12 protein-coding genes are annotated in these 14,430 nt (G+C 64.2%); 5 read left to right on the top strand and 7 right to left on the bottom strand.

Going from position 1 to position 14,430, the window contains the following annotated elements; translation table 11 throughout:
- Positions 1 to 169: 169 nt before the first annotated feature.
- The 3 genes from BOH68_RS07735 to puuE all read left to right on the top strand — a co-directional run bounded on the left by BOH68_RS07735 (position 170) and on the right by puuE (position 5,895).
- On the top strand, positions 170 to 2,008 hold the full coding sequence (locus BOH68_RS07735) for a VRR-NUC domain-containing protein (RefSeq protein WP_258038270.1): 1,839 nt from the start codon (positions 170 to 172) through the stop codon (positions 2,006 to 2,008).
- The gene (locus BOH68_RS07730) at positions 2,005 to 4,821 is read left to right on the top strand and encodes an ATP-dependent DNA helicase (RefSeq protein ID WP_219815815.1); all 2,817 of its coding nucleotides are present in this window, start codon (positions 2,005 to 2,007) and stop codon (positions 4,819 to 4,821) included. The genes BOH68_RS07735 and BOH68_RS07730 overlap by 4 nt, the downstream gene beginning before the upstream one ends.
- Positions 4,822 to 4,941: 120 nt before the next feature.
- A complete protein-coding gene (gene puuE, locus BOH68_RS07725) occupies positions 4,942 to 5,895 on the top strand; it encodes an allantoinase PuuE (RefSeq protein ID WP_077376649.1) in 954 nt (317 codons plus the stop codon).
- Between the two features lie 113 nt (positions 5,896 to 6,008).
- Here the strand turns inward: puuE and BOH68_RS07720 are convergent, their stop codons facing one another.
- The 6 genes from BOH68_RS07720 to BOH68_RS07695 form a co-directional block, all read right to left on the bottom strand.
- Positions 6,009 to 7,286, bottom strand: coding sequence for an amidase family protein (locus BOH68_RS07720; RefSeq protein WP_170877428.1), 1,278 nt, complete (start codon positions 7,284 to 7,286; stop codon positions 6,009 to 6,011).
- A 64-nt stretch (positions 7,287 to 7,350) separates the two neighbouring features.
- Positions 7,351 to 8,169, bottom strand: coding sequence for an amino acid ABC transporter ATP-binding protein (locus BOH68_RS07715; RefSeq protein WP_077376655.1), 819 nt, complete (start codon positions 8,167 to 8,169; stop codon positions 7,351 to 7,353).
- Complete coding sequence (locus BOH68_RS07710) at positions 8,153 to 8,806, bottom strand: amino acid ABC transporter permease (RefSeq protein WP_077376658.1); 654 nt, start codon at positions 8,804 to 8,806, stop codon at positions 8,153 to 8,155. The genes BOH68_RS07715 and BOH68_RS07710 overlap by 17 nt, the downstream gene beginning before the upstream one ends.
- Positions 8,803 to 9,528: an amino acid ABC transporter permease gene (locus BOH68_RS07705; protein ID WP_077376661.1), complete on the bottom strand. Its 726-nt coding sequence runs from the start codon at positions 9,526 to 9,528 to the stop codon at positions 8,803 to 8,805. Before BOH68_RS07705 ends, BOH68_RS07710 begins: the two co-directional genes overlap by 4 nt.
- A gap of 47 nt (positions 9,529 to 9,575) precedes the next feature.
- Positions 9,576 to 10,430, bottom strand: a complete 855-nt coding sequence (locus tag BOH68_RS07700) for a transporter substrate-binding domain-containing protein (protein ID WP_077376664.1) — start codon at positions 10,428 to 10,430, stop codon at positions 9,576 to 9,578.
- 633 nt (positions 10,431 to 11,063) lie between these two features.
- Complete coding sequence (locus BOH68_RS07695) at positions 11,064 to 11,978, bottom strand: MurR/RpiR family transcriptional regulator (RefSeq protein WP_205632693.1); 915 nt, start codon at positions 11,976 to 11,978, stop codon at positions 11,064 to 11,066.
- Positions 11,979 to 12,402: 424 nt separating this feature from the next.
- Here BOH68_RS07695 and BOH68_RS07690 point away from each other — a divergent pair, with 424 nt between their 5' ends.
- Together BOH68_RS07690 and BOH68_RS07685 are read left to right on the top strand one after the other, a co-directional pair.
- Positions 12,403 to 12,759 (top strand): hypothetical protein, encoded by a 357-nt coding sequence (locus BOH68_RS07690; protein ID WP_077376667.1) that lies wholly within the window; start codon positions 12,403 to 12,405, stop codon positions 12,757 to 12,759.
- Positions 12,756 to 13,331 carry a hypothetical protein gene (locus BOH68_RS07685; protein WP_103751431.1) on the top strand — a complete coding sequence of 192 codons (576 nt, stop codon included), beginning with the start codon at positions 12,756 to 12,758 and terminating at the stop codon, positions 13,329 to 13,331. Before BOH68_RS07690 ends, BOH68_RS07685 begins: the two co-directional genes overlap by 4 nt.
- 140 nt (positions 13,332 to 13,471) lie before the next feature.
- Here the strand turns inward: BOH68_RS07685 and BOH68_RS07680 are convergent, their stop codons facing one another.
- Positions 13,472 to 14,149 (bottom strand): TetR family transcriptional regulator C-terminal domain-containing protein, encoded by a 678-nt coding sequence (locus tag BOH68_RS07680; RefSeq protein WP_077377401.1) that lies wholly within the window; start codon positions 14,147 to 14,149, stop codon positions 13,472 to 13,474.
- Positions 14,150 to 14,430 lie beyond the last annotated feature (281 nt).

The following is a 14,430-nucleotide window of genomic DNA, read 5'->3' as shown; positions in this document are numbered from 1 at the left end:
GAGACTGCCATGACACGTCGATCACGGGATTTTACCACTTGCTGACAGGCAGATGGTGACTCGTGACAGGCTTTGCAAGAGATTGCAGCCCGACAGATGGCCATATACTGTATATAACCCCATGCTTTCGGGCAAACCGCTGCACTGCCCGCCACTTCGACAGGTCGCCATGCAAGCCGCTCCCCTCGACAATCCGCGCTACTACCTGGCCAACTTCGATACCCTGCTCGATTGGGTCTGCCAGTGCCACGCCGATCTGCTGACAGAGACAGAGCGTGCCACGGTGGACGCCATCACGCGCTTGCCGGAGCCTTCACGGGCCCTGCTGGTCCGCCTGCTGATGCGCAAGGGCGATCATTTCGAGGTCACGCAGCTGCATTATGCCGAAATCGGTGACATCGAGGCCGCAAGCCAGCCTCTGATTACACCGATCGCCGACAGTGCCACGCCTGATGGGCTGTGCCGCCTGAACGCTGACCTGAGCCTGGAGGAAATGCTGTCACTTGTGACACTGCCGCGCTTGAAGGACGCCTTCCCCGAGCTGCCAAGAAGCACGCCAAAACGCCGGATGCCGGATGCCCTCAGCGAGCTGCTGGTAGATACCACGCCACGGTCACTGCCCGAGTGGCTGAATGACCCCACCGCCAACACGCTGAGTGTTGGGCTTGGTGAGCTGTCGCGACGCCTGAGCCTGATGTTCTTCGGCAACCTGCGCCAGACTCTGTCGGACTTCGTGCTCAGTGAACTGGGCCTGCTGCGCTGTGAGACGGTCGCGCTTTCCCCAGACTCGCGCGCCTTCACCCAGCGTTGGGAGGTGGATCGTTATCTGGCCCTGGAGCAGCTGCGTGAAGGCTGGCAGGCGGCCAGGGAGCGTCTGAATCGTGAGATGCCGCACGCGGGACTGGAGCCGCATTGGCAGCGCATCATCTCGGCGCTGGACGAGGTGACATCGTCAGAAGGCGACGCGACAGAGGTGAATCGCGCCAATGCCTGGCTGGCACAGCGACGTGACCGGCTGCGTTTCTCGCTGGCGCGTGATGCCGAGCGTCAGGGCTGGCATCACGCAGCCGCACTGCAGTACGCCTGCCTCGAGGACTCCGCCTACGCGCCGCGTGCCATGCCGCGCCGAGTGAGAGCGCTGGAACTTTCCGGCGATATCAGCGCAGCCCACGCGCTTGCCTGCGAGCGTCTGGCGCGTGCTGACATCACGCTGGACGAACAGCTGGCACTTGAGCGCGCCCTGCCTCGCCTGTGCCGTGGCCTTGGCTTGCCCGCCCCCAGACGCGCCAAGGCGCCGGCCACGCCGCAGATCACGCTTACGGTGCCGGACCTTGCCACCTCTGCCGCCGCCGGCATCCATGGGGTCGAGCGCGCGGCCGCCCATGCACTGGCCACGCCCGAGGCACCGGTCTTCTATGTCGAGAATGGTCTGCTCCCCGCGCTCTTCACCCTGTTGTGCTGGGACGTGCTGTTCGCGCCCTTGCCGGGAGCCTTCTTCCACGCCTTTCATACCGGGCCGGCGGACCTCTACCGCCCTGACTTCGTCAACCGTCGCCAGGCCGCTTTCGAGGACTGCTTCGCGCGCCTGTCCGATGGCCGCTACCGAGAGACGATTCGTGAGCGTCATCAGCAGAAACAGGGCATTCAAGCGCCCTTCGTGCATTGGCCGCTGTTGAGCGAGGAGCTGCTGTCCCACGCACTGGACTGCATCCCCCCGGCACATCTGGAGGCCTGCTTCCGACACCTGCTGGCCAATCCCCGCGAGCATCGCGCTGGCCTGCCGGACCTGATCCAGTTCTTCCCCGAGAACACTCGCGAGCGTTACCGGATGATCGAGGTCAAGGCACCCACCGACCGCCTGCAGGACAACCAGCGCCAGTGGCTGGCCCTGTTCGCACGCCATGCGATTCCGGCGCTGGAGTGCCGTGTCGAATGGCAGACCGTAAACGCCTCTGATGCGTCCGCCGAGGACGAGGACACGGCACGCAAGGCACCGACTGCGCGATGATCACCGCCGACACCTCAAGCAACGCGCACCAGCGTTACAGAATCGCGGTACGCGAGCTGTGCGCCTTCGCCGCACGCGAGGGCGATCTGGACCTGCGCTTCACGCCCTCGCCCACCGCTCAACAGGGCATCCGCGGCCATCAGCGCATCGTGCGTCGGCGTGGCAAGGACTACGAAAGCGAGATATCGCTCTCCGGCTGCATCGACAATCTCGAAATTCGCGGCCGCGCCGATGGCTATGATCCCAGGCGCAACTGTCTCGAGGAGATCAAGACCCACCGTGGTGACCTGTCCCGTCAGCCCGCGAATCACCGCGCCCTGCACTGGGCCCAGGCGCGTGTCTACGGCGCCTTGATGTGCCGCAGTCGCGATCTCGAGGGCATCACGCTGGCGCTGGTGTATCTGGATATCGCCGCGGACGCACCAGCCAGCGCTGCCAAGGATGAACCGGAATCCGGCGGTGACTCCATCGGGGCTTCACAGGATGAACAACGCCTGGAAGCCTGGTGGAGCCGCGAGGCGCTGGAAGCAGAGCTTGCACGTCTGGCCGCACGCTTCAGCGAGTTCGCCGCCAATGAACTGGCGCATCGCCGCGCCCGTGACAGCGCCCTTGGCACGCTTGCCTTCCCCTGGCCTGCCTGGCGCCCCGGTCAACGCCAGCTGGCCGAGCATGCCTACAAGGCGGTGATGACCGGACGCGAGTTGCTGGCTGAGGCGCCGACCGGTACCGGCAAGACGCTGGCGACGCTGTATCCTGCGCTGCGTGCGATGCCCAGAAACGGCACGGACAGACTCTTCTACCTCACCGCCCGCACTCCGGGCCGCGCGCTGGCGCTGGACGCGCTGACCACCCTGATGCCAGAGGTAGTCGAGCACACGGAATCACCGGACACGTCTCCCGCAGCGCTGCGCATTCTGGAACTCGGCGCGCGCAGCAAGACCTGTGAGCACCCGACTCTCGCCTGTCATGGTGAGTCCTGCCCGCTGGCACGCGGCTTCCATGATCGCCTGCCTGCGGCACGCTCTGCCGCGCTTGCCGACCACCAGCCACTGACGCTGGCGACGACACGCCGACACGCCCTGGCCCATGAGATCTGCCCCTACTTTCTCGCCCAGGAGCTCTCGCGCTGGGCGGATGTGATCATCGGGGATCACAACCACTACTTCGACAGTCATGCGCTGCTGTTCGCCCTGACCCAGGCCAATGACTGGCGCTCCGTGGTGCTCGTCGATGAAAGCCACAACCTCATCGAACGCGCCCGCGGCATGTACAGCATCGAACTCGATGCCCGACAGTTCCACTTCCTGCTCAAGCAGTTGAGTCGCACGGGCCATCCGGCCCCGCTGCGCTCGGCCTCCCGCGCGCTGGCCCGGCAGTGGCGAGCGCTGGAGCAGCTCGGGCCGGAAAACAGCAGCTCAGGGAATCCAGGCAGCGGGAACGGCAGCATCGATGACGGCAGTCAACAGGCACGTCTTGCGCTGGAGACGTTGCCCGGCGACTTTTTCAAGGCGCTGACGCAATGGACGGGCGCGATGGGCGACTGGTTGGCGGAGCCTGACAAGGCCGCAACCCCTCCTGCGGCCAGGCAACAGGCAGCGCGAGCCACGGCCACACAAGCCCCAGAACAGCTGGGCCTGATCGCGAGCGATGCCGTTCCCCTTGCCTCAAGCACCACCCCATCAGACTCCAGTCCGACATCCACCGCGGCCAGCCGCCGCGTGGAGCCTGACGTCGAGATGATGGAGGCCTATTTCGCGGCGCTGACGCTCACGCGACTCGCGGAAGGCTTCGGCGATCACTCGCTGTTCGAGGTCGAACTCGCCGCCACGAAACCACCGCGTCAGGCAACGCTCACCAGCGGTTCAAGCTCACGCTCCGGCGCAGCATCGGCTGCAGGAGCAGAAGCAGCAGCCCGGCCTCGCAAGCCCCGAGGGCGCAGCGTACGCCAGATACAGCCGCGACTGCGCTGCGTCAGCCCGGCGCCGTGGCTGGCACCCCGCCTGCGCGCCAGCCACGCCACCCTATTGTTCTCGGCCACGCTCAATCCGCCGGCCTATCATCACCGCCTGCTGGGACTGGCGGACAATGCAGTCTGGTTGAGTGTCGAGTCGCCGTTCAGGGCGACGCAGGTGCAGGTCAGTCGCCATCGGCTCTCGACCCGCCTGCGGGATCGCGAGGCCTCCTGCCGGCCCATCGCCGAGCTGATGGCACGTCAATACCAACAGCGCCCGGGCAACTATCTGGCATTCTTCTCGAGCTTCGCCTATCTCGAGCAGGTCGCCAGCACCCTGCAACAGCTGACGCCGGAGATTCCCCAATGGCGCCAGACCCGTGCCATGACGGAAGCGGAGCGCACCACCTTCATTCAGCGCTTCACCCCCGACGGCCAGGGCATCGGTTTCGCGGTGCTGGGCGGTGCCTTCGGCGAAGGGATCGATCTCCCGGGGTCGCGTCTGATCGGGGCCTTCATCGCCACCCTGGGGCTTGCCGGCTTCAGCCCGGAGAATGAAGCGCTCAAGCAACGTCTGGCGCAGTGGCTGGAAAGCGATGCAAGGCGGCGTGTCGAACGACATTCGACAGACGACGCCAAGGAGGAGCGTGGCGATGAGGCAGGTCCGCTGCCCCCTGTCATCCAGCCCTTGAAGGCTGACGACTGCACCTATCTGTACCCCGGGCTCACCAGAGTGGTGCAGGCCGCAGGCCGCGTGATTCGCAGCGAGCAGGATCAGGGCGTGATCCACCTGATCGATGACCGCTTCCTGCGCCCGGAAGTCGCACGACTGCTGCCGCGCTGGTGGACGCCGACAGACTGACGCGAGCAGGGTGACGCCAAGCGTGCCTTTGCCCCGAGATGGCACAAAGCCTGCACGTCAATGGGCAATAGAACAATGCCTCATCCCCTTTCCGCTCCCCGGTCGCAAGGAAGCCGAACGATGCCAGACAACGACAATGCCCTGTGGGGCGACGACTATCCGCGTGATCTGATCGGTTATGGTGCCAATCCCCCCCATGCCAACTGGCCGGGGGGTGCCAGGATCGCCGTGCAGTTCGTGCTCAACTATGAGGAAGGCGGCGAGAATTGCCTGCTGCACGGTGACAGCGAGAGCGAGAAGTTTCTCTCCGAGATCATCGGTGCCGAGGCCTACCCCGCGCGGCACATGAGCATGGAGTCGATCTACGAATATGGCTCGCGCAGTGGCGTGTGGCGGATTCTTGATGAATTCAAGCGCCGGGAGTTGCCGCTGACGGTCTTCGGTGTCGGCATGGCGCTGGCGCGGCATCCGGACCTGGTCGCGCGTTTCCTGGAGGATGGTCATGAGATCGCCAGTCACGGCTGGCGCTGGATTCATTACCAGCACATGGATGAAGCCCATGAGCGCGCCCACCTGGAGCGCGCGGTGGAAAGCTATCGCGAGCTGGTCGGTCACGCACCACAGGGCTGGTACACCGGGCGCGACAGTCCCAACACCCGCCGACTGGTGGTGGAGCACGGCGGCTTCACCTACGACAGCGATTACTACGGCGATGACCTGCCGCTGTGGATGGAGGTGACCACCGCCAATGGCGATCAGGTGCCGCATCTCGTCGTCCCCTACACCCTGGACACCAATGACATGCGCTTCGCCAGCGCCCAGGGCTTCAACAACGGTGAGGACTTCTTCCAGTACCTGCGTGACGCCTTCGAAGTGCTCTACGCCGAGGGCGACACGGCACCCAAGATGCTCTCCATCGGGTTGCACTGTCGGATCGCCGGACGACCGGGACGCTTCGCGGCGCTGAAACGCTTCCTCGATTACGTCCAGTCCCACGACAGGGTATGGATCACCCGTCGCATCGATATCGCCGAGCACTGGCAGCGCGAGCATCCCTATACCCCCGCCAGCTGACATCGCAAAAAGAACGCCGCAGCCCTTTCGGGCTGCGGCGTTTGTGGTTGAATCCAGCGAAGGTCAGCGATCACACCTTCAAGGCTGCGCCAGTCAGTCTTCCAGCATGCTGGTCAGTTTTCCAACATGCAGGCCAATGCCAGCAGGCTCTCATCACGACCCGGCAGGCCCAGCAATGAGACGCCCCAGGGCGGTGGTGCAGCCTCCTCCGGCAGGCGCGCTGCGTCATCGGTCAGCCACGGCAGACTCAATTGCGGTGCGCCATTCAAGCCGGCCAGTGCGGTGAGTCCCATCAGCCGGTGACGATAGGCCTCCATCTCCTCGAGGCTTGCGCCCAGCAGCGGTGAAGCGCCCGGCGTGGTGGGCAGCACGAACACCGCCTCGCTGGTGGCCTCGGCCTGGGCATGGGCAGCCGCACTGCCATCGTCGCAGGCACTCTCGCCGCCCTCATGACTGGCTGCCAGCTGCTGGCGGTACCAGCGGCGGACGGTGTCTGCCTTGGCTTCTGCTGCCTGCTCGTCAGTATCGCTGAGCGTCATGCACCATTTGAGGCGCGCCGCGATATCAGGATTCAGCTGCGGCCAGCGAGAGTCGGGGCCCTGTTCCGGTGTACTCAACCATGCCTGGTGCGTACGACGAATCTCGCAGCCCTGCAGAATCCGAAAGGCCTCACTGGCCCTCGCCATGAAGGCCTGGCTGAACATTCGCCGCTCGCAGCGAAAACCGAGTGATTCTAGACGACGCGCCAGCGGCCCCAGCAGTCGCTGATAAGGCCCCGCCGCCAGCCCTTCCGGCACTAGCAGAATGAGTCTCGCCGGCAAACGAGTCGCTGTCGTTGGCGGCATCAACACCTCACTGACCTGCGTCAGCGTCGCGAGATCCCGCGTCATCCAGCCAATGGTATCGAAGCGCGGCGCCAGCGGCTTGAGGCCTGACATGTCAATGCGGCCATGGGTCGGCCGCAGCCCGTAGAGCCCACAGTAGCTGGACGGCACGCGAATGGAGCCACCGGTATCGGTTCCCAGCCCGATCTCCGCCTCACCGCGCGCCACCGCTACTGCAGAGCCTACGCTTGAGCCTCCCGGCAACCTCAGCGGCGCACGCGGGTTCTGCGGCGTGCCGTAATGGGCATTGGTGCCATTGAGGCTGTAGGCCAGCTCATCGGTAGTGGTGCGCGCCCGATAATCGGCCCCCGCCTTCTGAAGCGCCAACACGCTGGGCGCCGTCCCCCGCTCGATGGGAGCGCTCGCCAGCAGGTCAGGATTGCCCTGTCCGGTGCGCTCGCCCTTGATCGCGAACAGATCCTTCACCACCAGTCGCTTGCCCTCAAGAGACCCCTCTCCCTTCGGCCCGGAGAAACGCGCCGGGGCAACATAGATACGCTTGTCCATCGGGACCGACTCCTTTCGACTCATCAGGGGGTTCGCCTTCGTGGCGTGGCGCGGTGCGGTGTGATCAGAGCACCGCACCAAGAAACTGGCGCAGCTCTTCCGTGGCTGGATTGGCAAACAGCGTCGCGGGGTCGCCTGATTCATGCACACGCCCCTGGTGCATGAAGATCACGCGGTCACCCACATCGCGGGCGAAATTCATCTCATGGGTCACCAGAATCAACGTCATGCCCTCACGCTTGAGCTGCTCCAGCACCTTGAGCACATCGCCGACCAGCTCCGGGTCCAGCGCCGAGGTGATCTCGTCACACAGCAACACCTTGGGGTGCATCGCCAGGGCGCGCGCGATCGCCACCCGCTGCTGCTGGCCACCGGAGAGCTGGCTCGGCCAGGCATCGAATTTCTCCCCCAGCCCGACCTTGGCCAGCATCTCGCGGGCCTCGCGCTCCGCGACATCCCGTGCAACGCCCTTGACCAGCATCGGCGCCAGCATCACGTTCTCGCCGACGCGCTTGTGGGGGAACAGATTGAAGCTCTGGAACACCATGCCGACATCCTGTGCCAGAGCGGCGGCGTCCATCTCGCTGCCGTCCAGCAGATTGCCGGCGACGTGGATGGCACCGCCGTCATGCTGTTCCAGCTGGTTGATACAGCGCAGCAAGGTGCTCTTGCCGGAGCCGCTGCGACCGATGATCGAGACCACCTCGCCCGGGCACACTTCAAGATCGATGCCCTTGAGCACCGTCAGATCGCCGAAGGACTTGGTGAGCGCCGACAGGCTGACCAGCGGCGCCTTTGCCTTCTCGGAGACGGCAGCACTTTCGGTGACCGAGGAATCGGATGAGACGGTGTCCAGCGGGGAAACTTCAGCGAGCAGTGACATTGAGACGTGCCTCCAGGTGGCGAGCCAGCCGCGAGAGCGGATAGCACATGGCGAAATACAGCAACGCGACCAGCGCAAAGACGGTGAAGGGTTCCAGGGTGGCGTTGTTGAGCATGGTGCCGGCCTTGGTCAGTTCGACGAAGCCGATCACCGAGGCAAGCGCGGTGCCCTTGATGATCTGCACCGAGAAGCCGACGGTCGGTGCGATGGCCATGCGCAGCGCCTGCGGCAGGATGATGTGACGCATGGTCTTCAGATAACCTAGCCCCAGCACTCGCGCCCCTTCCCACTGCCCCTTGGGCACCGCCTCGACACAGCCACGCCAGATGTCGTGCAGGAAGGCACTGCTGAACAGCGTCAGCGCGACAGCCGCCGCCGTCCAGGCCGAGACATCCAGCCCGAAGACCGCCACGCCGAAGAAGGCCAGAAACAGCTGCATCAACAGCGGCGTGCCCTGAAACAGCTCCGTGTAGAGGCGACAGAAGAGCGCCGCCCCCGGCCAGCGGGTCAGGCGCAGAAAGGTCAGCGCCAGCCCCACCAGACTGCCGCCGATGAAGGCGATCAGAGACAGCGCCAGCGTCCAGCGCGCCGCCAGCAGCAGGTTGCGCAGGATGTCCCACAGCGTGAAGTCGATCATGAGTGGGCCTCTCTCAGCACATGGGAAGACAGACGGCGGCGCGGGGCTGGCGTCAGGTGGCGAAAGCCGAACAGACGACGCCCGATGCGGTTGAGCAAGGCGCGCATCGCGATGGCCAGCAGCAGGTACATGCCTGCCGTCACCACGTAGCTCTCGAAACTCAGGAAGGTACGTGACTGGATGAAGTTGGCCGCGAAGGTCAGGTCCGCCACGCTGATCTGGGAGACCACGGCGGAACCCAGCATCACGATCACGCACTGGCTGGTCAGCGCCGGATACATGCGTTCCAGCGCCGGCATCAGCACCACATGGCGATAGCGCTGCCAAGGCGTGAGACCCAGCGCACGCCCGGCCTCCCACTGGCCGCGACCGGTGGCATCGACACCGGCACGCAGAATCTCGCTGCTGTAGGCCGCCAGGTTGAGTGTCATCGCGATCACCGCGGCCATCTCGGCGCTGAGTGACAGCCCCAGCGCCGGCAGGCCGAAGAAGATGAAGAACAGCTGGACGATGAAGGGCGTGTTGCGCAGCAGCTCCACCAGCATGCCCAGCAGCTGGCTGAAGACGCTGCTCGGCGCACGATGGCGCTGCCAGACACACATCACCGCACCGAGTATCCCCAGCGTGGTGGTCAGAATGGTCAACCAGACCGTCGTCATCAGCCCGGCCAGCAGGTCGGGCAGATACGGCAGCAGGCGCGAGAAATCCGGGAGATAGTTCATCGATCAAGCCTCACGGGAAAAGGGAGTCAGGCGTGCGACAGCTCGATTCAGGCATCCAGTGACGGCAGCGGCGCCTTGAACCAGGTTTCGGAGAGCGCGTTGAGCGTGCCGTCCTCGATCCCCTGGGCGATCAGCTCGTTCACGCGCGCCTTGAGCGCCGGCGTGTCATGCCGCATGCCCACATAGCAGGGAGAGTTCTTGAGCGGCAGTACACTGACCGGCACGCGGGAGGGATTGCGTTCGGCGATGGCGGCGGTGACCAGGTTGCCGGTGGCGATCATCTCGACCTGCCCTGACAGGAAGGCCGACAACGTCGTGTTGTTGTCTTCGAAGCGCTTCACGGTGGTCGATTCCGGCACCACCTTGCTGAGCTCCATGTCTTCCACCGAGCCACGTGTCACGCCGATGGTCTTCTCGCTCAGCCCCTGGGCGGAGTCCACCTCACTGCCCTTCTCACCGAACACGCCGAGGAAGAACGGTGCATAGGCATCGGAGAAATCGATCGCCTTCTCACGCTCCGGATTCTTGCCCAGACTCGAGATCACCAGATCGACCTTGCGGGTCTGCAGGTAAGGGATGCGATTGGCCGAAGTGACCGGCACCAGCTCCAGCTTCACGTTCATCTCATCCGCCAGATAACGCGCCATGTCGATATCGTAGCCGCGTGGTTCAAGGTCCGGCCCGACTGAGCCGAATGGCGGGAAGTCCTGGGGCACCGCCACCTTCAGCACTCCGCTGTCGGTGATATCGCTCAGCGCATCCGCACGGGCCGTCAGGGCCGTGGCGGCCAGCGTGCCCCAGACGGCCAGCAGAATCCCCTTGCGCAACCAGTTGCCAAGACGTTGCGTGCTGCCTGTGCGTGATGCGTGCTTGAAGGCCTTGCTCTCGTGACGCTTGCTCATCGGTCGACTCCGGTGTCAGTCAATTCCGAGCGCTGAGGAGAACGACTCATCATGCGCTCGGCGCCCTGGGGCGTTTCATTGTTGTTGGTGGTTATCGCAGTGGTGGTTCGCGAAGGCTTGTCTGGCAAGCCCTCTTCAACAAGCCCTATCTGGTGGGCCCTATCGGACGAGTCCTGTCCGCTGACTCCTCGTCGCATTGGCGGGCAACGTGAAACTCAAATCCTGACCAATGAAACAAGTGATTCCCTTATCCATCTTTGCAACGAGTGTGCCAACGACACACCAGCACGGCCCGAACGTGCACGAGGCGCTCGCCTGACAATGGTTCGGGTGATGAAGTGCAGGCGTGAAGACAGGCCAGATGACGGGCCTCAAGAGAGCCTGGGGCGGGCTAGAGGGCGGGCTAGAGGCCGGGCTGGAATACCAGCGGGAAGGCAGTGCGAGGGAGAGAAGTTGCGTTGCACGCCCTCGATGACGCTTCTTCGAACGCACAGTGTCCGGGCGTCATCGACATGAAAAGGGACACTGTTGGTGCAATCAGGCAGCCCATGCGCCCTGCGGGTGCGCGCAACCCGCAGGGCGAGAAGCATCGTGATGGGATGGGCGGCAGCGCAGGCAACCGCAATGACACTGCTAGCCGTCTCCCAGCTCCTCGAGTGACTCGAAGGTGTCCGTCACCCGGCGAATCTGGCTGCGACCAGCGACGAGGTCGTCATGCAGCAGGCGTGTGGCCAGCAGGTTGATCTGGCTCATGGCGGCGGCATAGCTGTCGAAGGCGCTGACACTGTCCAGCGGGCAGCGCAGCACATGCTCGATACCGGCAGGGATCTCGCTCAGGCTGTCATCGCAAACCAGCAGTACCGTGCAGGGAGCCTGGCCCAGCCACCCCAGCAGGCGTGCCAGCCCCTGCGGGCGCCGGCGCATGGCGAATATCACCACGGCGTCATTGGCGCTCAGCCGCGCGACCTCCTCCCCGAGTGACTGGCCCGGCTGGGGCAGGACCGCCACCTGCCCTCTCAATTGCAGAAGTTGCTGGCGCAGATGCAGTGCCAGCGGATAGGCGTTGCGAAAGCCGATGATCTGCAAGCGTTCGGCATTGGCCAGGGTGCGGCCCAGCGCTTCCATGTCGAGCATGTCCAGCGCCGCCAGTGCCTGACGCAGGTTGCGACACTCCTGCTCATAGTGGCGCTGATGGTGGTCTGGCGTGGGCGTGCTCGAGACGACAGGCACGCCCGCATGACGCAGGCTTCGCGCCTGATCACGTGCCTCCCGGAAGTCCTGATAGCCGAGGCGGCGAAACAGGCGACTGACGGTAGCCTTGGAGACATGTGTCAGCCGTGAGAGCTCGGCGGCATTGTAGAGCGCCAGCTCATCCTGATGCGCGAGCAGAAAACGCGCGATACGCTGCTCGTTGGGGGTCAATCGCTCAAGGTGGTGAGTCAGGCGCTGATGCAGGCTCTGGCCTGCCAGCGACGCTGCCGCAGCGCGAGAAGGCATCTCGGAGTCAGTGGCTGAAGCACTGGAGTCATCACGCGTGGCTTGAGTCATGGCGAAGGGTCTCTCTGGTGTCATGGCACCCCGTGGGCCGCCACTCAGGGTCTGATATGGCAACGGGGGACTGGCGTCGCGCCCGGGGCTCAAGGATGCCCCAGACGTCATTGTGCCTCATCACAGTGCAAGCGTCGGGCCAGCGGCAAGGTGACAGTGCATCAATTGCCCTCTCGGGTGGCGGTTGACCCGGGAATTCGGCCCATCACATGAGCTGCAGGGCGGGCGATGACAGGCACGGCCTCAGCACGTGTTCACCAAGTGGTTGTTTTGGCGTAATTCTCCTTGGAGCGGCATGCAGATCGCTAAACATGAAGTGGGCACCCAGCGGGCACAGGCAATGCGCCACCCGACAGGACCTCCACCGAACACCAAGATGGCAAATTTACCGATCAAGCGCTCGCGTGGCGCAAGGAGTTGTCTCATGGCCACCTCTACGATGACCACTCTGCTCGATACCTGTCGGGCCATGACTCACAAGCTTGCCGCACAGACCTTCACTCCTCTGACAGTGGGCGCAGAGAAAGCCGCTGATACCCCCGCTTGCGCCTCACAACTGCTGGGCGTGATGGCAATGGGCTACGAAGCTCCGCCCCTGCTGATGTCCTCGCAGGTGAGCGACACCCGTGCGGTCGGTGATATCGACGCATCACGCGTCGCCCAGCAACAGGCCGTCTTTGACCCGAACATCAACCACAAGGTGCACGCGGATTGGGAAGCCGAGCATCGTCATCAGACCCTGTTGCGTCACAGTATGGTCCGTCGGGGCATGCTGGCATGAGTGTCTATACCATCGGCATGGAATGCGGCATGCACATCCCGCTGGAAAACTGCGCAGTGAACGCCGAACCCGTGATGCGCGTGACTTTCGACATCAACGCCGGACTGCATGCCGGCGAGCGCCTGGCGCTCGAGCGGGGCGCCATCCAGTCACTGGCCGACAGTGACAACGCGCTGCTGGCAAGCCTGGAAGCCCAGCTGCCACGTCGCAGCCTCCTGTGGACCTCACGCGGCATCTTGGAAGTCGGCCGTGGCTGGCGCTGGCAGACCTCCCCCGCCAGCCCCAAGGCGCCCTGGCTGGACGCCGTGCACCACAGCTGGCCAAGCCATGCGCCACGCTGGCTGCTCAAGGCGCCGGTGGTCATCGTGTGTGCGGATGCCCTGCCGATTGCCAACCGCACCCGACATCAACGTGATCTTGCCAGACTCTGGCTCACTGCCGATGCCGCACTGATCTATCTGGCGCAGGACGCCCGCGATGGCTGGCAGATGCATCAGCATTGTGAGCCGGAGCAACGCAACGGCGCCCACCTGACGAGCAAGGCCGCGAGTGCACTTGAGCTGGCCAGCTGAGCCTCCTGTTCCGGCTCCCCCTTCCCTCATCTCGACGACATTCCGATGACACGCACCAGCAGACACGACAACGCCCGCGCCGGGAACACCGGAGCGGGCGTTGTCGTGTCTGCCATGACCCATCTGGCCGAACCGATGGCTCAGCGCGGACAGAGACCATCACATAGCGTGCTGGCCACGAAGTCCGCCAGCTGTTCCCAGTCCTCATCCGTGCGCGGCGCACCGCCCAGCTGGTCGATCTGGGCGGCGAAGTCCGCGTAGTGCTGCGTGGTGGACCAGATCAGATAGATGACCCACATCGGCTCCGCCTCGCGCAGCTTGCCAGCCGCCATCCACGCCTTCATCACCTCGCAGCGCGCCTGGACCCACTGGCGCAACTCTCCACTGAGATAAACACGCAGAAACGGCGCGCCGCTGATCACCTCCGCCGCGAACAGGCGCGATGCCTGTGGGGCCTGGCGTGCCAGCTTGAGCTTGACGCGCACCAGCGCCTCCAGCACCTCGCGCGGGTCATCATCGGCCGTGATGTCCTCAAGTGACGCATTCCAGCGCGTCAGCGTCTGCTCCAGCAGATGCACATAGAGCTTTTCCTTGGAACCGAAGTAATACAGCAGATTGGCCTTGGGCAACTCGGCCACGTCCGCGATCTGCTTGAGTGTGCTGCCACGATAGCCGTGACAGGCAAAGACACACTCGGCAGCTTCCATGATTCGACTTTCCGCCTGCTCACGGGGAGAGCTGGTCGGTGTCGGACTGAATTCCGCACTTCGGGAACGACGAACTTCGGCATACAGGGAAGAAGGAGAATCTGCAGGCATCAGCATCACTCATCAAATAGACGTTATCGTTCGAGCATCTTGACCACAGCACCGGAACATGACCTTCGATTACGGCCTCACGTCACGATGCTGTGGTCAGAATGCTCACCCCGGGCAGGCGCGATACGCTCGATGCGTCGCTCTCCTGACGCGCACTTGCGCCACCCACGCAAAAATACCACACCATGGGCTGACCATTTGGTCAGATTCTTGCTAGAAATACAACATGAGCTGTTACATTGACACTCGAAGACGCCAATCGGGCCCGCAATGCCCAGATT

Source organism: Cobetia sp. MM1IDA2H-1, from assembly GCF_002916775.2.
GTDB lineage: Bacteria > Pseudomonadota > Gammaproteobacteria > Pseudomonadales > Halomonadaceae > Cobetia > Cobetia marina.
The sequence above is the reverse complement of the archived record's forward strand: the minus strand, read 5'-3'. Positions and strand labels throughout refer to the sequence as shown.